Source organism: Nostoc sp. DSM 114159, assembly GCF_053470285.1.
Window position 1 is genome coordinate 7,374,595 of the sequence record NZ_JBPFEH010000001.1, and the last position, 20,466, is coordinate 7,395,060.

Genomic DNA, 20,466 nt, shown 5'->3' on the forward strand with positions numbered 1-20,466 from the left:
CCCGCAACCACCCGACGAAAACTAACTTGTCCTTCATTCCTAATTTTTAGTTCCCAATCCCATTTTCAAGGCAGAAAAGTAGTTTTAGCTGCCAATACAATCTCTGATTATATATCAAGCAAATAAGCAGCTTGAAAATTATTGTTTAGTATCCATAGCTAAATGAAAAAAACTATTAATTATCTTGTGTGTTGCATCGCTTCATAATATGATTCAAATAATTTCAATTTAAATGATAATATTTCTCAGAGATTGCCATTGTGTCTTTAGGTACAACCAAGTAGTGTGATTGAGTGTAAGCGGATAAATGAAGTTAGATAAATTGTTTCAAGGCCTGCTGCTGACAGGTACGGTTGTTCTTTGTATCAGCACTCCTTCTAAAGGCGAGGAAGTACGAGAAGATGTTCAAGGCAAATCTTTTACCCAAGTGATAGGGAAATCTACTTCACCCCAAACAGCACCTGGTAAAGCAAGTAAAAACATTCTCCAACTCAGCGAAATCAAACTTCCCGCAACTAGCGCTCAAATGCTAGTACAGACACCAACACCAACCAACCCCCCAAATTTAGAACAAAGAAGTGGGGATCGAGTTGTACCAATCATAGGAGTTAAAGCCAATCCTACAGACAAAGGTGTGGAGTTGATTTTAGAGACGACTCGTGGGGAAGAACTACAAGTTAAAAATCTCAGTACGGGTAATAATTTTATTGCAGATATACCTGGCGCACAGTTGCGTTTAGCATCGGGAGAAGCTTTTATATTTCGTTCAGAAAAACCACTTGCAGAAATTACTGAGATAACAGTTACAAATGTTGATGCCAATACTGTCCGAGTGACGGTGGTGGGTGAAAAAAGTTTACCCACAGTTGAGTTATTCGATGATAATACAGGGCTGGTGTTTGGTATAAATTCTGCGGCAATAGCAACTTTTCCACCGCAGCAACCCCAAACACCACAAGATCAACAAAAGCCAGCAAGCGAGACACCGCAGCAAGAACCAACAGCACAGCAGGATGAGCCAATTGAGTTGTTGGTGACGGGGGAGCAAGATACGTATAACGCATCAGAAACGTCAACTGCTACTAAAACCGACACGCCATTGCGCGATATTCCCCAATCGATTCAGGTGGTGCCGCGACAGGTGCTAGAAGATCGCAAGGTAAGAAGTTTAAAAGAGGCAGTGGAAACAGTCAGTGGCGTTGTTGATGCAGGAAGCAACTTCGGTGCGCCTTCAGGAGGCAGAATCATCAGAGGATTTGTGCAGCTCGGGAATTTCCGCAATGGCTATCGAGATACAGGTTACAATAATGATAGCTTTTCGCTGACAGGCATTGGGACGATCGAACAAGTAGAGGTTCTCAAAGGCCCCGCTTCAGTTCTATTTGGTGCTGTAGAACCGGGTGGAATCGTCAATGTTATTACCAAACAACCTTTGAGTGAACCCTACTACAGTCTCGGATTTGAAGCGGGGAATTTTGGCTATTATCAGCCCAGCATCGACTTCTCAGGGCCATTAAATGCCGATAAAACTGTACTCTATCGGTTTATTGCTAACTATCAAAATTCGGAGGGGTTTCAAGATTCCGTCAACACAAATATAACCACGATCGCACCCTCAATCAGTTTGAAATTGGGCGATCGAACAGACCTGAATCTATACTATGAATACACTAACTATAATGGATATCCGAATCAGTCTGGTAGTTGGTTTTTCAGTGATGGTAGCTTCCTGCCTCGGAATCTCTTTCTCGGCTATCCTGATTTAACCTTTATTGATGCCAAGACTCAAAAATTTGGCTACATCCTGAATCAAAAGTTGAGCAACAACTGGCAGATTCGTAACAATTTTTCAGTGGCTACTACTAAAACTAGAGACGCATTTGCTGGAGGATTAGATATAGTAGACGATAGTTCGCTAGTAGGTATTAACGCTGAAAGACGTGGATACTCAATAGATAATTATTTTGGACAGATCGACTTGCTGGGAAAGTTTAAGACGGGATCGATTTCGCACCAACTTTTAGTGGGTTTTGATTTTAATCGCAATGTTCAGACTTTTGAGGCTTTGATTTCCGATTCGCCTTTTCCCAATCTAGATATCTTCAACCCAGATTACAATATTTCAAATCCCACATATATTCCAAATTATAGTTTCGATTCATCTACCCAATCTTACGGTGCTTACCTTCAGGATCAAGTTAGTATTTTAGACAATCTAAAGCTATTAATTGGCGGGCGCTTAGATTGGGTTTCACAAAATCAGACAAATAGCGGAATTGATTCTCCCGAACAAAATGATAGTGCTTTCAGCCCCCGAGTTGGGTTGGTGTATCAGCCGAGTAAATCGGTTTCTCTCTACACCAGCTATAGTCAATCTTTTCTTCCTACCTCTGGATTCAATCCTGATAATAGAGCGTTTAAGCCGACCAAAGGAACCCAATATGAAGCAGGCATTAAAACTGATTTTCTAGACGGAAAGCTTTCAACAACATTGGCAGTCTATCAAATCACCAAGACGAATGTTACAATACCGGATCAAAATAACCGTGATTTCCAGATTCAAGTAGGCGAGCAAAGGAGTCGAGGGATTGAGTTAGATGTCGCGGGTGAGATTCTACCAGGGTGGAAAGTGATCGGTTCTTATGCCTATACTGATGCAGAAGTTACCGAGGATATTGATATTTCTGTAGGTAATAAATTGCTGGGTGTGCCAGAAAATCAAGCTAGCCTCTGGACAACTTATGAAATCCAGAAGGGCAATCTCAAAGGTTTGGGATTTGGTTTAGGGCTTTTTTATGTGGGTGAGCGGGCGGCACTTTCAGACAACTCGGTTGAATTACCCAATTACTTGCGTACTGATGCGGCGATTTTCTACCGTAGAGATCGCTTTAACGCTGCGATGAATATTCGTAATCTATTTGATACGGACTATTTCAGTTCTACCTACGGTTACACTTTAGGTCTTGAAAGAGGCGCACCCTTTACAATCATCGGCTCTATTCGTTGGGAGCTTTAACTCGCTGTTGTGTTGGTAATCGGTTGGACAACGTGTTGCAATTATTCTATTGATACTTATCCTCAATGTTTTTACGTCGCTTCATCTATCTACTATTATTAGGAGTTTTGATGTTTGTACTTATTTCGGCTTGTAGCAAGAATCTGAATTATAGTGCTACAAGCTTGAAACAGCCAACGCAAAACTGCCGAAAGGTAGAACATTTGATGGGAAAGACTTGTATCCCTCTGCATCCGCAACGAGTTGTCACACTATGGTCAAGTTTTTTGGCTGATATTTTAGCATTGGGGATTAAACCAATTGCAACGGGATATGATTCTAGTGAGCCTTTTCCAAAATATCTTCGAGACAAAGTAGATGGAGTTGATTTGATTGGAAGCGAAAATGAACCAAACCTCGAAAAGATTTTGCTCCTGAAACCCGACCTAATTTTGGCTCATCCTTATATTCTGAATGTTTATTACAAGCAGATATCTAAGATTTCGCCTACGGTCATAATAGGGCATCCCGATTTACTCACTCGTCGTTGGGATCGAGATTTGCTAGACCTTGGCAAGGTCTTGAATAAAGAAGAAGCTGTCAATCTATTAATGAAAGAATATTGGCAGCGCATTGAAAAACTTAAACAAGCTTTGGGTAATCGCCGTCACCAAATGCAGGTTTCAGTTGCTTCGATAAAACCATTCTCTGGAATTTGGTCTTATGGCGAAAAAAGTCCTGTTGGCAGAGTTCTTAATGATATTGGGCTAAAACGCCCATCCTCACAAAGGGGGGATTTTTTCTATATAGAAAATATTTCTGAAGAGCGTCTGTCTGATATTGATGGTGATGTTCTCTTCTTTTTATCCTGGGGAAGCAAAAGTGCTAAGGAGACTTTAGAAAAGCTCCAACAAAAACCTTTGTGGCGACAACTTAAAGCGGTTCAACGAAATCAAGTTTATTTCGTTGACGGGTTGTCCTGGCATGAAGGCGATATCTTTGCAATCAATACAATAATTGATGATTTTTTTAGATACCTGATCGACCGCCCCAGATTTTAGCACCTCACCAAATCGCATTGCTCCCCTTGTAGTCTTATTAAAGGATTAAAACTAAATTACCCATAACTACTAAACTGCTTCCTAATATCCATTTTCAAGTTTAATGGTTCTCCTAGAAAAATAGCCGAAAACAATAAATGTGATTTGAATGATAATTTCAGTAGACCGAAAAGTTTTGCGATCGTTAATTGTGACTTAAAGGAAAAGATTGCCGGAAATTAAAAGATAAGCTTGCCGAACCCTGATTCAGACTGGCTTTAAGCATTTTCAACTGAACGTCGAGCTTCCCAAAAAGCATCCACAACTTCCTTTTTCCATAAAACAGAGGGTTTAGCCATAAACTGACGAATATTTTTAAGTGTAGGATTAATACCCTGAGCATAAAGTTGTAGAACAATTTGTTGAACTTCCAAACAACCTGGTTGAATTACTTCCAAGCGACGCAATAAAGTTCCCGACCGTTGTATAAAAAAGTGGCTTAATACCGAAGCGATCGCGGGCAGTAAAAAACCTGCCTCGCTTCATCCCATAAAATAAATGCGAATTCACCCCGCAAATATTGCAAACATTCGATGCTAAATTTTTCATAAAGATGAAGTACAATTTCGCTGTCAGAATGGGTACTAAATCGATGACCCAAGTTTTTTAACTGATGCTTTCTAACTTACAACCAGCTGGTATCAGAGGTAATTGGCGATCGCTTTGGGGCATCTTTGGCATTAATAGCGATCGCTTCCTCAAAACTATTTTATCCCAGTTGCTGGTAGCCAACCCAGTCCAGAAGCTTTGCTTGTTGGTTGTCTATTTGGCGATCGCTGTTCCTTCGCTGAAAATCCAAACGGTATGAGTCATTAAATTTTGAATTTTAGATTTTCCTTCAATTCAAAGTCTAAAATTCAAAATGATTTTACCGTAAACGTCCCGATCGCAATGTACTAACAATTAACCACAAACCCAATAAACTAGCGACGGCAAACAGGGTGGTGCTTAAAAAAGATAGCTGTGTTGTCTGCGCTTTGGTAGAAATAATTGCTGCACCCATAATCAGTGAACCCACTAATATACTATAAGATAGTCGGTTCGCTGCATCGTCCATCGTGCGCCGCACACCATCTAATCCTCGCAGCGATAAATTCCACTGTAAGGTTTCTGATGTAACTCGGTCTAATAACAGTTCAATTTGGCGGGGTGATTGGAGAGAGAGACTTTTAATATCTAAGGCTGTTCGTAATAGCGATCGCACTGGATTATCGCCCAGTAATTGCCGACGAAACAAGTCTGTAATTAATGGTTTAACTTCATCAAAAAAATTCAGTTCTGGGTTGAATGTCCGCGCTACACCCTCTAAATTCGCTAGGGTTTTGGCATACAAACCCATATTACTTGGCAACCTAATTTTATTGTTGCGGGCAACCTGTAAAACTTCATAAATTATCTGACTGAAGTTTATTTGTGTGAGGCTGACATTGTGATATTTTCGCAACATGCGATCGTAATCATTTTCTAACCGCGACAAAATCACTGGTTGAGCAGAATCTGATAGCTGTAAAGTTAACTGAGCGCACCTTTGAGCATCTAAATCAACGATCGCTAACAACATCTCTGTTAATATCTGCTGTGTTCGGGGATCGAGTCTTCCCACCATGCCACAATCTAAGAGGGCAACACGACCATCTTTGAGATAAAACAAGTTTCCTGGATGGGGATCGGCGTGAAAAAAGCCATCAATATATAATTGCTGGAAAAATACTCGAAATAACAAAGTAGTTATTTCTTTACGCTTTTCGGCAGGATCTTTAACATTGGGGTCACTATTCAAATCCGCCTCCAAGAACGGTATCCCATCCAGCCATTCCATTACCAGTAACTTTGGTGTAGTCAATTCCCAGTTAATTTCCGCAACCACTATTTGTGTGGGATCGTACCAGCGACTCTGAGATAAGTTGCGCCGCAGTTGGTCTGTAAAACCCGCTTCCCGTGTAAAATCCAATTCGGCTTCTAAGGCTTTGGTAAATTCTTCGGCGATGGATTTGATTTCGTAGGTTTGCCCAAAATCAGTCCGCGCCACTAAATCGGCAATACCTTGAATTAAAGCAATATCTTGACCAATAGTAATATCAATTCCTGGACGTTGCACTTTGAGAGCGACTTCTCGACCGTCTGCTAGTGTAGCTCGATGTGTTTGAGCAATCGATCCTGCGGCTACGGGGATCGGGTTAACTGTGCTGAAGGTTTCTGCTAATGGACGTTTTAATTCTTTGCGGAGAATTATTTCTATCTCTGACCAAGGAACTGGTGGTACTTCATCTTGTAGAGTTGACAATTCCTCAATATAGGAAGCGCTCAGTAAGTCAGGGCGGGTAGACATTAACTGACCAAGTTTGACGTAAACTGGGCCCAAGTCTACCAGAATATTTTTTAAAACCGCAGGTGTCGGCAGCTGCGGTTCATCAGCTTTGCCACCAGTAAGTAACCTTCGCATATAGTCCCAGCCATTGCGAAGGAAGACTTCCAGGATTTCTCGTTGACGGGGAACAGTTTGGGTGAGGAACATTTTTATAAAAAACTCAAAGAGGCAGAGGAGTTAAAGAGGTAGGCAGCAGGGAATGACAATACAACGGAAATCGGCTCTAGTTTTGGTGCTTGTTAAAATTTTGCTAGCTGCCGCACATTCTTGAAATCTTTTTATGGATGATTGTACGGCTTGGTGGAGCTTCTGTTCGTTCAGCATCCGTTTGACGTAACTAGAGCAAGAATCCCCACCGTGTAATAAGCGATGGGAACAAGAAAATCCTTTGGACGGAGAAATGTATTTTTGATAGGCAGTAATAGAATCGATTGCTATTGTCTTGGCCAGAGGCTCAAAGCTAATAATGTCCATAACTGTCAGATAAAATAACGGACAGTCAAGTTATAATGGGAAAACAGACTTTTTCGCCTCTGCCAAGGGTTCTAACTTTTATAGCAGGTCGGTAAATCGGGAATCGCTTTGGATAATTTTAAGGATCTGCTTGATTTCCTGGGTACGTTCTTTTTTGACAACGAGGGTGACATTGCGATCGCGCACAATCACCACATCCTCTAAACCAATAGTAACAACTACATCTTCTGGATTTGAGGCGTAAATAATCGCCCCTTGCGTATCTAAACCTACGTGAGTAGCAAGTTCTACATTGGGAGTCTCTTCCGTTTTCAGTAAGCGTTCGATCGCATTCCAATCTCCTAAATCATCCCAACCAAAATCAACTGGCAAAACGTATGCTAGAGTTGTCTTTTCCATTAACGCATAGTCTATACTCTTCTTAGGCAACTGGGGATAGATATCAGGGCCATGTTGTTCTAAAGGTTCGATAATTTCTGGAGCATGGGTATGTAGTTCCTTGAGAACAACCCCTGCCCGAAAAACGAACATTCCACTATTCCAGCTAAAACGTCCCGTAGATAAAAAAGTCTCTGCCGTTTCTCGGTCGGGCTTTTCAGTAAAGCGGTTCACGTGATAAGCTGGCAACTCATTAAAGCTACCTATTTTTTCACCTTGTTCAATGTAGCCGTAGCCGGTTGATGGAAAAGTAGGCTTGATCCCCAGTGTAACGATCGCTGCTGTGCTTGTTGCCAGTTGCGTAGCTGCATTTAATGTGCGTGCAAACGCCTCTTGGTCAGCAATCCAGTGGTCAGCAGGGAAAAAGCCAATCACAGCGTCTTCACCATAGCGCTGTTTGATTTCTAAACTTGTCCAAGCAACGGCTGCGGCGGTGTCTCTGCCTTCCGACTCAATCAGTAAGTTTTCAACTGGTAAATCGGGTAGTTGTTGGCGTACCCCGTCAGCTATCTGACTAGAAGTGATAACCCACAGGGAATCCCACCCCGTTCGGGTTCGCCAGTCGCTCATGGGGGAAACCCCCATCGCCCTTGGCGTCTCCCCTTGGGAGAAGACCGCGCTGGACTCACCGCCACCGAGTTTAATCAATCGATCGGCGGTTGCTTGTAATAGACTTCTAGAGCTACCATCAAGACTTAAAAATTGCTTGGGTCGGTCTTTGCGGCTTAGGGGCCAAAAACGTTCACCTTTGCCACCAGCTAGGATTACGGGGAACAATAAAGTATTCATGTTGTCATACACGCCTACCGAAGAACATTACAAGTTTACAGTGAGCTTTTCCACTGGCAATATTTGTAGCTTGGATTAACATACTTTTAGGGAGTGGTTGAGTGGGGAGATAATTGTGATAAAACAAGTCGAATGGTCGGAAAATCCGGTTACGTCTCAGCAAGTAGTAGAGTTTGAAAGTGACGTGCGATCGTCGCAAATTCAACGGACAGAAAATCAAGTAACACCAGCACCAGTAGCCGACTCAGAGGAAGAGCAGGTCGAACTAAACCAGCCAGCGAATCCGAACCGTAGCGTCATCGAATCTGTGGGCGCGTTTCCGAATCAGCTTTCTGAGAGACTGGGCTTAACCATGCCTCGATGGCTGTTATGGTTTATGACGGTTGTCATTGGCATCATTTTATCTGGGCTGCTGGTGTCAACGTTAGCGCTGTGGACTCCTTTATGGAGCAATCTAGATCGAACAGATGACGATTTAGGAACTGCTGCTAAAGACGAAGTAAAAATCCCATTACCAGGGGAGTTATGGGGTCAACTCTCCCAGTACAAGCTTTCACGTCCGATGAATATTTTAATCATGGGGATTGAACCAGTCAGCGGTACCGTTGATGGCTCACCAGAAAGCTTTGCCGGGAAAAGCGACTCCATGCTGCTGGTACGACTTAACCCTAGTGAAAAATCTGTAAGAGTGCTTTCCATTCCCAGAGATACAATGATCGCCATCCCCGAAAAGGGAGAAAAGGGATTAACTAAGGTATCTGATGCCAATGCCAAAGGCGGCCCAGTCTTAGCAGCACGGGTAGTTAGCCGTACCTTAAATAATGCCCCAATCGATCGTTACATCCGCATTTCTACTAGCGGCTTACGGCAGTTAGTCGATCAGTTAGGCGGAGTAGAAGTCTTTGTTCCTCAATCAATGGAATATAAAGACTCCAGCAGTCGGCTATCGATTAATTTAGTCAGTGGCTGGCAAACCCTGAATGGCGAACAAGCAGAACAGTTTGCCCGATTCCGCGAACCAGGTTTAGGAGATTTGCCGAGAGTCCAGCGTCAGCAAGCACTTGTGGCAGCCTTGTTGCAACGCTTAAATAGTCCCACCATCTTACCCAGGTTGCCTCAATTAACTCGCCTAATGCGAAAATATTTTGATACCAACCTGAAGATGGAAGAAATGATGGCGTTGGTCAATTTCGGACTTAACCTAGATCGGGATAATTTCCAAATGACTGTGTTGCCTGGTACCTTTAGCCGTTTTAGCAAAGACCCCGATAGCTATTGGCTGAATATGACTGGGCAACAGAGCCTGTTGAATGATTATGTTGGGGTAAATATACCTGGTCTAAAGCCAGATATGCGTCAGGTTCCTAACCTCAAAATTGCTATTCAAAATGCTTCAAATCAACCTCAGCTAACTGAAAAAGTTATTGCTTATCTTAAACAGAAAGGCTTTAATAATATTTACAAAGTGCCTGATTGGCCGGATACCCAACGTCAAACTCAGATTATTGTCCAAAAAGGCAACCGACGAGTTGGGGTTGATTTGCAAAAAATCTTAGGCTTGGGTCAAGTCGAGGTAGCGGCAATTGGTGATTTAGAATCCGATCTGACAATCCGCATTGGCAAAGATTGGAAATAGCTAAGAGTCATTGGTCATTGGTCATTGTTAACTAACAAAGGACAAAGCGCAAAGTCTGATCGGAGGTTTCCTCCGCTCAGAACTTTGTAAGAGAGGACAAAGGACTAATGACAAAGGACAAATAATAAAGTTATGAAAAAGATTTTACTGCGCTTTTTGGGTTTGATTGTGATTTTGCTACTAGCATTTGGGTGGATAATACTTAATCCTAAGCCGGCTTTTGCTCAGATAAACACAATCAATTACAACAATATAAATTTAGAAAATCGTGACTTTTCTCATGCTGATTTGGCAGGGGTAACTTTTGTCGCAGCAGAAATGCGGGGGACAAATTTTCAAGGAGCGAATTTAACCAACGCAATTCTGACTAAAGGAGTTTTATTAAAGGCAAATTTGGAAGATGCGAACTTGAGCGGCGCTTTAGTCGATCGCGCCACTATGGATGGTGCTAACCTGAAAAATGCCATATTTACTGAAGCAACTTTGACCCGTAGCCGCTTTTATGATGCTGATGTCACTGGCGCTGATTTTACCGATGCTTTAATTGACCGCTATCAAGTGTCGCTGCTGTGTGAAAGAGCCGATGGTGTAAATCCAGTTACGGGTATGTCAACGCGAGATAGTTTGGGTTGTAAGTAAAGAATCTTTGCGTTGAGCTTCAAAACAGAGACATTTTTGCGAAAAAGATGATTAAAAGTTTTCTGGCTTCAAATTAATAGCTGTTTATACTAATTCTGCCACTTGCTCAACATCAACTCTGCGATCGCATCCCAAAAAACGATCCTAAACTCTAAAGAAAATAAATTATTATATTGATTCAGGTGGTGCTGTATTAGTCTGTTATGATGCCTTCGGGGAACGGAGGAAACCTCTACTTATCCTGGTTCCCCTATTTTAAATTGACTGAGATTGTTAAAAATCAGTAGCCTCTAATTATCAATGGGAATTTCAATTAAAAACTCTGTTCCTTCTCCTGGTTTAGAGGAACATTTCATCTGACCATGATGTTTTTCTACTACTATTTGATGGCTAATAGACAATCCTAAACCCGTACCTTTACCTGGTGCTTTGGTAGTGAAGAAAGGATCGAATATATGCGATCGCACCTCTTCTGGAATCCCAAGACCATTATCAGCGATTCTTATTACAACCTGGTTATTAATAGCTTGCGTATTAATCCAGATAGTCAAGGGTATTCTCGGACACGTTTGTAATAATTTCAAATACCTTTGCTGTATAGTGTTAAACTTTTCCTCTAATGCATCAATACTGTTACTCAAAAGATTCATAAACACTTGGTTTAATTGTGCGGGATAGCATTCGAGCAAAGGTAAACTATCATATTGTTTAACAATCTCAATTGCTGGACGTTCATTATTATTTTTGAGGCGATGCCCTAAAATTAACAAAGTACTATCCAACCCTTCATGAATATCTACTGGCTTCAATTCAGCCTCATCTGTACGAGAGAAGTTTCGCAGTGATAGCACAATATCACAAATCCGCTCTGTTCCTACTTTCATAGACTCAAGGGTTTTCGGTAAATCTTCGATGATAAAGTCTAAATCACTCTTGTTGATTTGCTCTTGGATAGTTGGCAATATTGAAGAGTGTTGACGGTAAAGATTCACTACCTTGAGCAGTTCTTGAGTATATTCATTTAAATGAATAAGATTGCCAAAAATAAAACTGATAGGATTGTTGATTTCATGGGCAACTCCAGCAAGTAGTTGTCCTAATCCTGCCATTTTTTCACCCTGAATTAACCTAGTCTGAGTTTGTTTTAATTCTTGCAGAGTCTGAGTAAGTTCTAAAGTTTGACGTTTAGTTTGTTCGAGTAATTCTGCTTGCTGAATCGCAATTCCTAATTGCACCCCAACTTGAGCCAGTAAATTAATTTCCTCTTCTTTCCAATAACGTGGTTGCGAATTTTGATAAGCAACTAATAATCCCCATAATTTTTCACCTTCCCGAATCGGTACAAAGGTTTCGTTACGCGGAAGTTCGTTATCGTCGTCTGTATCCTCAAAAGTTTCTATAATCGTTGGTTGGGTTTGTGCAACTGGTTTCCAACCATCTTTAAAGGAATCTGCTACAAATTTACCGCTCCAATCCGGGTTGAAACGGTAGATTGCAATTCGCTCGACTTCGAGTAACTCTCGCACAGCGTGAGTAGTAGTTCTAAAAATAGTTTTAATATCGAGTGACTGGCGGATTTTATCAATAGTTGCAGCCAGTAGTTCTTGGCGTTCCATTGATTTTTCGCGTTCAGTGGCTTCTGCTAACTGGATAACTTGCATTTGAACTTGTTTTAAATAAGAATCCTGTTTTAATGCAACTCCTAATTGCTCGGCTATTTGACTGGTAAATTCAATTTCAGAGGGTTGCCAGTAGCGAGGAGCAGTGCATTGGTGAATACACAGCAATCCCCAAAGTTCACCTTTTTTTAATAGAGGTGCGACCATATTTGCCCGTACTTGAAATTTTTCTAAGATTTGGACGTAGCAACCGGGGAACTTTCCTTGATAAATATCAGCGATCGCATTTACTCGACCTTGAGCATAAAGAGGTGCAAAGTTTTCTCCAAAACAATAGTCATAAACTTTTTCTGCCATTACCGAGTTACACTCAGGCACAAAATCTTCAGAAATAAATTCTCCTTCCCAATCTTTTTGCGGGTCAAAACGAAAAACTGCCACTCGGTCTGCTTGCAGCATTTGCCGAACCTCAGTGACAGTAGTTTGGAAGATTGTATCTAAATCTAGAGACTCCCTAATCCGAGTAATTACACTAGTTAATGTTTTTTGTTGCTCTGCTTGGTACTGAGCGTATGCCAGCAACTTATGGTGTCGCACTGCTACACCGATTTGTGTGCCGATTTTGGTCAGTGATTCGACTTCATGAGATTGCCACTCTCTGGGTGAAGCATTTTGATAGGCAGCGATGATTCCCCAAAGTTGATCTCCTTGGAGAATCGGGGCAGTAGCAAAGGCTTTTGCTTGGAATTGCTCCAACAGAGCCACATGGCAGTTTGTTAATCCACCTTGGTAAATATCATTAACTATAAAAGTCTGGTTGTGAACGTAACGCCCGCCTTGCGTCTGTTGTAAATAACTATCAGCGATCGCAGGCAGAAGACCAACTAAAGGAGTCCAACCTTCAGTAAATGATTCAGCAACAAAGTTACCACTCCAATCGGGATTGAAGCTAAAGATGGCAACTCGGTCAGCTTGCAACAGTTTACGTATTTCTTGAGTTGTGGTTTTAAAGATAGTTTCAATATCAAGGGGTGAGCGAATTTCATCGACAATTTTAGCTATTACTTGGTCGCGCTGAACTGCTTGAGCCAATTTTGCAGCTTGCAATTTGACTTCATGAAGATGCTTTGCTTGTTGAATCGCAACAATAAGATGGTCAGCAATTTGACGAATAAACTCAATTTCCGATTCTTTCCATTCACGAGTCTCACTGCACTGATGAACGCAAAGCAATCCCCACAGTTCCTGCTTCCGCGATAGAGGAACAACGAGGTTGGCCTGCACCTGAAATTTGCTCAAAATTTCCAGATGACAATCACTCAGTCCCGCATTGTAAATATCTGCTACTGCTTGCACTCTACCTTGTTGATAACTAGAAGCAAATTGTTCTCCAAAGCAGTGGTCATAAACTTTTATTGCCATTGCTGAGTTCCAGCCAGTTGCAACATCTTCAGAAACAAATTCTCCCTGCCAGTTTTGTTCGCGGTCGAACTGGAAGACTGCTACTCGGTCAGCATTTAGTAACTGACGCACTTGTGTAACAGTCGTTTGAAAAATTTTTTCTAAGTCAAGAGATTCCCGAATTCGGACAATTACACTCGCCAGAGCTTTTTGTTGCTCTAGTTGCTCTTGAAGTTGAGCGCTTGATAAAAGAAGTTGATTTTCTGTGAAATTTGAATTGGGTTCCATTGCTCTGGATTATCTCGTTTTTTATACAAGGGTTCCTCAGACCAAACTTCATGGGGTTAACAAGTGTCAAAAATATGACAAACTGCAAAGTTTTACAGTCTTCAACTGGCCGCGTCCAGGATTCACCAATTTCAGATGGATAGCAACTTGTTGGGGTAGGGACAAATGGGCGCTTTGGGACTGAGTACTGGGTACTAGGAAATAAAATATGAGTAAGATTTGTTTGGGATTCAAATCTCGCCCGATATCCAGTCCCTAGTCTCCAATCCCCAATCCCTAGTTCAACTATTTCCCAGAAGATGGTTATTGTTATAGTTCCCCTTTCTCGATCTATCCTTGTAATGGATTAAAAAATAATTTTGGCTTGTACACAAAAGAGGAGATGACTAAGTACACAATTGTGTAAATTCGTCGCCAATTGAGGGTTTAATTTAAAACACAGAGGAGCGCAAAGCTTATTTGAGTATATTCACTACAAACTTAAAGCTTGGCTGTCACTAAGTTATTGTTATCGGGGTAAATCAGAAAATCGGTCTGACCCTTTTGAAATCGCAATCTAACTAACTTGTAATTCGCTGTATTATCGCAATTCAGGAATTTAATTTTGAGCGTAGCCGAGCATTTACCGTAGACATCGCTTTGCCTTTGCTGTTGGCATAGGCATTTAAAATTACTAATTTGTCAAAATTTACCTGACAGACTGCGGAATTTCAGGTTAAATGTTTTAAAGTATGCACTCTGCAAGAGTTGTCGGGTATTATTCGTGACACAACAAGATCAAAAACCCTCTCGTTCTTTCGCTGGAATTGCTGGCATTGTTGCCGCAGCCACATTAATTAGTAAAGTCTTCGGTTTAGTGCGGCAGCAGGCGATCGCTGCCGCGTTTGGTGTTGGTGCTGCTGCCACCGCCTATAGTTATGCCTATATTATCCCTGGCTTTCTATTAATCTTACTTGGTGGCGTAAATGGGCCATTACACAGTGCGATCGTCAGCGTTTTAGCCAAGCGTCGGCGAGAAGAAGCGGCTCCTTTAGTGGAAACCGTGACAACGCTGGTAGCTGGATTGCTGTTGCTGTTGACAGTGGCTCAAGTTCTGTTTGCGGATGCGATCGTTGATTTAGTCGGTCATGGTTTGCAAGAAACAACCAGAGCGATCGCAATTCAACAACTCCGCATTATGGCCCCAATGGCTTTATTTGCCGGTTTAATTGGCATTGGCTTTGGTACTCTCAATACAGCCAATCAATATTGGTTACTCTCTATTAGTCCTTTATTATCTAGTATTACCGTTGTTGGCGGTATTGCAATCTTGGCGATGCAACTGGGCAAGGACATTATTAAACCGGAGTACGCTTTAATCGGGGGAATGGTTTTAGCTTGGGGAACCTTGGCAGGAGCAATTCTCCAGTGGATAGTGCAGCTAATTGTTCAATGGCGGTTAGGATTAGGGACATTACGCTTGCGGTTTGATTTTAAATCCCCAGGCGTTCAAGAAGTAATTAAAATCATGACTCCGGCAACAGTTTCCTCTGGAATGATGCCAATTAATGTTGCCACTGACCTTTATTTTGCTAGTCCTATCCCTGGCGCGGCGGCGGGATTTAACTATGCCAATCTATTAGTCCAAACTCCGTTAGGGATTATTTCTAATATCATTTTGCTGCCTTTATTACCGATATTTGCTAAACTATCTAGCCCCGAAAATTGGCAGGATTTAAAATTACGGATTCGCCAAGGACTGCTACTCACTGCTTTTACCATGCTACCGTTAGGGGCGTTGATGGTGGCGCTATCTGTACCTATTGTACAGGTGGTATATGAGCGCGGTGCTTTCAAGCCAGAAGCCACACAGCTAGTTTCGTCCTTGTTAGTCGCTTACGGAATTGGGATGTTTGTCTATTTGGGGCGTGATGTTTTGGTGCGGGTATTTTATGCTTTGGGCGATGGACAGACACCTTTTCGCATCAGTATTTTTAACATCTTGCTCAACATTATATTAGATTGGTTTTTCGTTAAACCTTTTGGCGCTCCCGGTTTGGTATTAGCAACGGTGGGTGTAAATTGTAGCTCAATGTTAATGCTGTTATGGTTGCTCGATCGCAAACTCAATGGTTTACCTTGGCGCGAGTGGAGTTTGCCGATTCTGGGTTTGGCTGGTGGTAGCGTAGTTGCTGGGGTCGCAAGTTATGGGACTTTGTTTGCTTGTGGGCAAGTGTTAGGTAAAACGGGTTTACTGATTCTGGTGTTGCAATTGTGTATATCTGGTTTCGTGGGAATTGCGGTGTTTGCGGCGATCGCTTCCTGGCTGAAAATACCAGAGGTAAATATTTTTATCTCTCGTCTACGTCAGCGGTTTTTAAAGAAATAACTGTTATCTAAATAGAATTCAGGAGTCAGGAATCAGAAGTCAGTATGAATTGGAGTCCGAAAAACCGGATAGCGCAGCGTAAAGACAAGACAGTGGCGAGTCTGAATCTTCCACTTTCTTGTTCTGAATTCTGACTCCTGAATTCTGACTTCTGAATTCTTCAATCAAATATTTCAGTTGTTATACCCAGGTGGGTGAGAAATAATTCAGCCACTTGGGTGAACCAGATGCGTGAGGTTACATTTTGTAAAAAAAGAGATTCTAGTACTAGAGAAGATTGATTTTACTTAACTCTAGTGAGAATAATTCTATGAAACTTACAAAATTAGCTGCCTCTGCATTTGCTGTTGCTTCCATTGTCCTCTCAGCCGGCATTGCATCTGCTCAAACAGCAGTTACTAACGGTACTAACGGTAATTACATCGGTGCTGGTGTTGCGGTTGGTGCAACCAGTGGCGGACAAGGAAACGATGAAGCACAAATTGGTGGTAATATTCAAGGACGATACGCCGTACCCAATGCGCCTGTTTCACTGCGGGGTTCTGTGTTGTATGGTGGTGATGCTGCTGCAATTATGCCCATAGTCACTTATGATGCGCCCATCGCCAAAAATACTAACGTTTACTTCGGTGGTGGTTATTCCTTTGTAACTGACGAAGGTCAAAAAACTCCATTGGGCAATCGGAATTCACCTGTAGTTACCCTTGGTGTTGAATCAGAAGTTAGCAAAAATGTCATTGCCTACGGCGATACTAAATGGGGTATTGACGCCTACAGAAATAGTGATGCTGATGCTGTCAGCTTCCAAGCCGGATTAGGCTATCGCTTTTAGTAATTACAAGCTAGAAAACAGCCTATTCACAACCTAAAGCAATGCTGTTTACCAGCCGTAATCGTAATTCATTCTTTCATACCTGAGTATTCTATTCAGGTATGAATAGTTTTTATTGATGATTTTGATAAAAAATGATATTGGCTAGTATTGATAGTTTCTTTTAAAGTGAAATGAGTAATTGAGAATACACGTATAAGATATTACTCATGAAAAAGATTAATCCTACTCCAGAAATAGTTGGTGAAACAACTGACGTAGAATCTTGGCTGATGCGAGCGGGGCTAAGATTTTCCGATTTAGGTAACGATGCTGCAAGTATTGCAATCCGTAGGCAATGGCGAGAATACCAAGCCGCAGTTCACAAATGCTGTGTAACCCTACATCAACCACCATCACACGTTCAACTAAGCGGCGACTATGCCAGCTTGAGAATACCTAGTGGCAATACGGTTCGGATAAGCATTGTAAACTCACCAATTGCATTTGGGGAAAAGGTTAATGGGTAAGGGTTAAAGGTTTTTTCTTTCCCTTTCCCCTTTCCCCTTATCCCCAGAGGGGGCCCCACCTTCCCCTTTAACCGAACCGTATTGTACCTGGTGGCACATCAACCAATTGTGCGATCGCCTGTCGAATCGTCCCTAGTCCCTTAAACTAATAATCCTGTTGCACGCCGTTTACTACTGGCTTAACTTGCGAAAATGGATCGGTGCCGCCACCCCAGTTAAAATCACTAATTCGGATGCTGAAGCCGCCTAACTCCAGCACCGGATTGTAACGTAAGGTAATGCCATAGGTGCGACGGCTATATTCCAAAATGTAATCGGTGCTAGTTTCTTTACCAGTATCCAAGTTAACAGATGTTTGGAAGCCTAAGCGAAAAGGGCCGTAGATTTGCTGTGATATTCCCGCGGTCAATACTTTGTTATCAACGGAGCGGTCAAACAAAAAGGGTGATAATCCGCTATTTAAGCCTTGAGAGTAACTGACATTAAAGGCGGTATAGTCGAAAAAAGGTCGGGAGAAATGACCAATTTGCCCTTGTAAGCCAATTGTACCAGTTAGAGTACTTTGGTTATCACCATTGGTGTAATAACTGCTAGTACCTGTGAGGCTAGCGATCGCTAGCAAGTAAGGAACTACAGGGGTAGCGGTGTATCGTAACCCCTCACTGGCAGTGGGTGGTAATGGTTTTCCCTGCCACAGCAACAGCCCTTTACTAAGGGTAGCACTGGCTTGTAAACGACCCAGTGAAATGCGATCGTTTTCCCGCACTGGTTCTAGCAAGTCTGGGCGATCGGTGTTGGCATCAATATACTGGGCACTTGCCTGATAGTTGAGGTTGATGCCACTTTTTCCTAAAGGAATTACCGGAGAGCTAATAATGCCGCCAAAACTGCTCTGGACAGTTTGAAAACCTAAAGTACCGTTGTAGAGACGATCGCGGTAGTTATATTGCACATTCAATGTATGGGGAAGAGAAGTGCCTAATGTCTGGCGCAATCCTAAATTGATTCGCAAATTGTCTTCCACGTCATTCAAGTTAAAACTAGTTAACTCCCCAGTTCCCTGAATTATCGTCCGTGGACTCAAAACAGAATTTATCTTGGTCTTCACACCAAACAGTGAGCCTAAGTCACCCACGCCTTCTTGCACACCTCTCTGTAATAATAACTGGGGCGTTATTGTCCAGCGTGTTTGCTCTGTATCAATTAGTGGAAAGCCACGCTCAATATACAAACCACCCCGATCTTTTCCATCGTAGCCGGGGGAGACTATTGCAGGTGAAGCGTCCCGCTCTCGGCGGTCAATAGTACGCTCATTCAACGGAATTGGTAAGGAGACTGTTTGATCGAATACCAAACGCTGTCGCTGTGTCCTGATGCGGTCTACCAAAGGCGATTCTCGTGTCAAAGTTACTTTATCTGCGCGTAATTCCAATTCCGGCGGCGAAAAAGGATCGTTGGTGATGCGGACATTGCTTGCTTGCCAGCCTTGCGGATAAAAATCAATTTGTTCAGCTTCAAACCTGAGCCGATTGACTACACCCCCTGTTTTCGAGCGCGGGATGTTGCTAGCATCTGACTGACCACCAAATGTCACATTAATTCCTCCAGGGCTACTCACACCGGAAAGGGGTTGATTGGCTCGAATGCGATCGCTAGGCGGAAGTCTTGAAACTCCACCAGCACTTATAGCTGTGGGTGAAAAAGCAAAATCTGTTTGTGCTGAGGGTACGTAAATTTCTCCTCTACCATTTTCCAGTTCCCCGCGATCTTGAACGAAGTTATAGGTAAAGCGTTGTCCGCGCAGTATCTGATCGCCCCGTGTTAAGATGACGTTGCCTTCACCGGCAGCTATCAAGTTGTCCAAATTAACTTGCAGGCGATCGGCATCCACCACTGCCCCATCAAATCGCACAATTACATTACCTACAGCTGTAATAATTCGCTGTTTCTCGTCATACTCTTGCCGATCTGAAGTGACTTCTACAGTTCTTGGCCCGGCTGGCGGTGTAGTAGCTGGCGCAGTTGTACCAGATGGTTGAGCTTGTGGCTGAGTGGTATTTACTTGTGGTGTAGGCGTTGGTACTTGGCTTTGTTGCTGGACTTGAGACTTAAATTCTACAGTGATGGGCGCTGAGAGTTGGTTTGTGGGCTTACGAGATTTAAATGTTATAAAATTTTGTACTGATTGAGACTTCGGTGCTAGATCGGCAGCAGATAAAGAGATATTGTCTTTTTTTAGAGACTGTTGTGTAGTAATATCGCCTTGCTGTTTTTGTTGGGTTAACTTCTCAGCTAAAATTTCTGCTTTGGATTTGTCTAACTTGTTACTGTTGGTGACAGTTGGGGCGATTTGAAGAGAGCGTGGAGATTGGGCGACAAGGGGACTTGGAGAAACTTTATAGCTAAAGCTAGAAGAGTCCAAAAAGGTTGGTTTTTGTCCGCCACTAGAGTTTGGATTTAGCGAACGCTGACTGAGTTTTTGAGAAGGCTCATCTTTTGCATTTTGGTCTGAAGCCTCCGCTTCGACTTTTCTTTGCATCTCCCGTTTGCGCAGTGCCGACATCAGAAGTTCCGAGTGGCGGGGTTCGACGCTCGGACTTGTCTTTGTGTCTTTTTTAACTTGGCGATTAGAGGTTGTAACCTCTTGCGTGGGATAACCAACAACCAGTGGCTGCCCCAAAAGCCCAGCAGTTGCAGAACCGGGGAGTGGGGAACCTTCTGGTGGAAAGGTTTCTGGTGAATGAGGTACAGAAGCAGTTTCAGCAACTACCAAGCGCTCTTGAGTTGAGTCGATCGGAGTTGACAATAAAAGATCGCTCTTAGTGTTACCCGAAATTGCCAACTGAGCCAAATTCTTGGGCTGCTTGGATTTGTCTGTGTTTTCGTGTGTTCCAGTATCTACACCTGAAAGAAACTTTTTATGACTAGCAGATGAGGCGGGATTTACAGGTTGTAAAGATTCAAAGATAGGAGGCGGATTAGGTGGCAGAACTGGATGAAGCATAACTGA

Annotated in this window: 15 protein-coding genes; 8 read left to right on the top strand and 7 right to left on the bottom strand. The window is 42.5% G+C overall.

All coding sequences use genetic code 11. The features are described from left to right. The first annotated feature begins 307 nt into the window (after positions 1–307). Both ACR5KR_RS31135 and ACR5KR_RS31140 read left to right on the top strand, forming a co-directional pair. Positions 308–3,016, top strand: a complete 2,709-nt coding sequence (locus tag ACR5KR_RS31135; RefSeq protein ID WP_448269200.1) for a TonB-dependent siderophore receptor — start codon at positions 308–310, stop codon at positions 3,014–3,016. Positions 3,017–3,126: 110 nt separating this feature from the next. Next, positions 3,127–4,056: an iron-siderophore ABC transporter substrate-binding protein gene (locus tag ACR5KR_RS31140; protein ID WP_448269201.1), complete on the top strand. Its 930-nt coding sequence runs from the start codon at positions 3,127–3,129 to the stop codon at positions 4,054–4,056. Positions 4,057–4,313: 257 nt separating this feature from the next. On the opposite strand, the gene ACR5KR_RS31145 is transcribed toward ACR5KR_RS31140, so the two are convergent. After that, positions 4,314–4,502, bottom strand: coding sequence for a hypothetical protein (locus ACR5KR_RS31145; protein ID WP_448269202.1), 189 nt, complete (start codon positions 4,500–4,502; stop codon positions 4,314–4,316). 32 nt (positions 4,503–4,534) lie between these two features. Continuing rightward, on the bottom strand, positions 4,535–4,696 hold the full coding sequence (locus ACR5KR_RS31150; protein WP_448269203.1) for a hypothetical protein: 162 nt from the start codon (positions 4,694–4,696) through the stop codon (positions 4,535–4,537). Between the two features lie 12 nt (positions 4,697–4,708). On the opposite strand from ACR5KR_RS31150, the gene ACR5KR_RS31155 reads away from it, so the two are divergent. Continuing rightward, entirely contained in the window at positions 4,709–4,903 is a 195-nt protein-coding gene (locus ACR5KR_RS31155) for a hypothetical protein (RefSeq protein ID WP_445629028.1), read from the top strand. 60 nt (positions 4,904–4,963) lie between these two features. On the opposite strand, the gene ACR5KR_RS31160 is transcribed toward ACR5KR_RS31155, so the two are convergent. From ACR5KR_RS31160 to ACR5KR_RS31170, 3 genes are all read right to left on the bottom strand, one after another. Continuing rightward, positions 4,964–6,610 carry an ABC1 kinase family protein gene (locus ACR5KR_RS31160; protein WP_445629029.1) on the bottom strand — a complete coding sequence of 549 codons (1,647 nt, stop codon included), beginning with the start codon at positions 6,608–6,610 and terminating at the stop codon, positions 4,964–4,966. 30 nt (positions 6,611–6,640) lie between these two features. Further along, positions 6,641–6,937, bottom strand: a complete 297-nt coding sequence (yidD, locus tag ACR5KR_RS31165) for a membrane protein insertion efficiency factor YidD (protein WP_445629030.1) — start codon at positions 6,935–6,937, stop codon at positions 6,641–6,643. Between the two features lie 78 nt (positions 6,938–7,015). Continuing rightward, positions 7,016–8,164 (bottom strand): mannose-1-phosphate guanylyltransferase, encoded by a 1,149-nt coding sequence (locus ACR5KR_RS31170; RefSeq protein ID WP_448269204.1) that lies wholly within the window; start codon positions 8,162–8,164, stop codon positions 7,016–7,018. Positions 8,165–8,279: 115 nt separating this feature from the next. Here ACR5KR_RS31170 and ACR5KR_RS31175 point away from each other — a divergent pair, with 115 nt between their 5' ends. After that, positions 8,280–9,800, top strand: coding sequence for an LCP family protein (locus ACR5KR_RS31175; protein ID WP_448269205.1), 1,521 nt, complete (start codon positions 8,280–8,282; stop codon positions 9,798–9,800). Positions 9,801–9,932: 132 nt separating this feature from the next. Further along, positions 9,933–10,439 (top strand): pentapeptide repeat-containing protein, encoded by a 507-nt coding sequence (locus ACR5KR_RS31180; protein WP_322703928.1) that lies wholly within the window; start codon positions 9,933–9,935, stop codon positions 10,437–10,439. A 290-nt stretch (positions 10,440–10,729) separates the two neighbouring features. Here the strand turns inward: ACR5KR_RS31180 and ACR5KR_RS31185 are convergent, their stop codons facing one another. After that, positions 10,730–13,747, bottom strand: a complete 3,018-nt coding sequence (locus ACR5KR_RS31185) for a GAF domain-containing sensor histidine kinase (RefSeq protein WP_445629034.1) — start codon at positions 13,745–13,747, stop codon at positions 10,730–10,732. A 763-nt stretch (positions 13,748–14,510) separates the two neighbouring features. Here ACR5KR_RS31185 and murJ point away from each other — a divergent pair. The 3 genes from murJ to ACR5KR_RS31200 all read left to right on the top strand — a co-directional run bounded on the left by murJ (position 14,511) and on the right by ACR5KR_RS31200 (position 17,456). Next, positions 14,511–16,115: a murein biosynthesis integral membrane protein MurJ gene (gene murJ, locus ACR5KR_RS31190; RefSeq protein ID WP_445629035.1), complete on the top strand. Its 1,605-nt coding sequence runs from the start codon at positions 14,511–14,513 to the stop codon at positions 16,113–16,115. Between the two features lie 310 nt (positions 16,116–16,425). After that, complete coding sequence (locus ACR5KR_RS31195; protein WP_445629036.1) at positions 16,426–16,947, top strand: outer membrane beta-barrel protein; 522 nt, start codon at positions 16,426–16,428, stop codon at positions 16,945–16,947. Positions 16,948–17,156: 209 nt separating this feature from the next. Next, positions 17,157–17,456 carry a hypothetical protein gene (locus ACR5KR_RS31200; protein WP_445629037.1) on the top strand — a complete coding sequence of 100 codons (300 nt, stop codon included), beginning with the start codon at positions 17,157–17,159 and terminating at the stop codon, positions 17,454–17,456. Between the two features lie 145 nt (positions 17,457–17,601). On the opposite strand, the gene ACR5KR_RS31205 is transcribed toward ACR5KR_RS31200, so the two are convergent. After that, on the bottom strand, positions 17,602–20,460 hold the full coding sequence (locus tag ACR5KR_RS31205) for a DUF3769 domain-containing protein (RefSeq protein WP_448269206.1): 2,859 nt from the start codon (positions 20,458–20,460) through the stop codon (positions 17,602–17,604). Between the last annotated feature and the right edge of the window lie 6 nt (positions 20,461–20,466).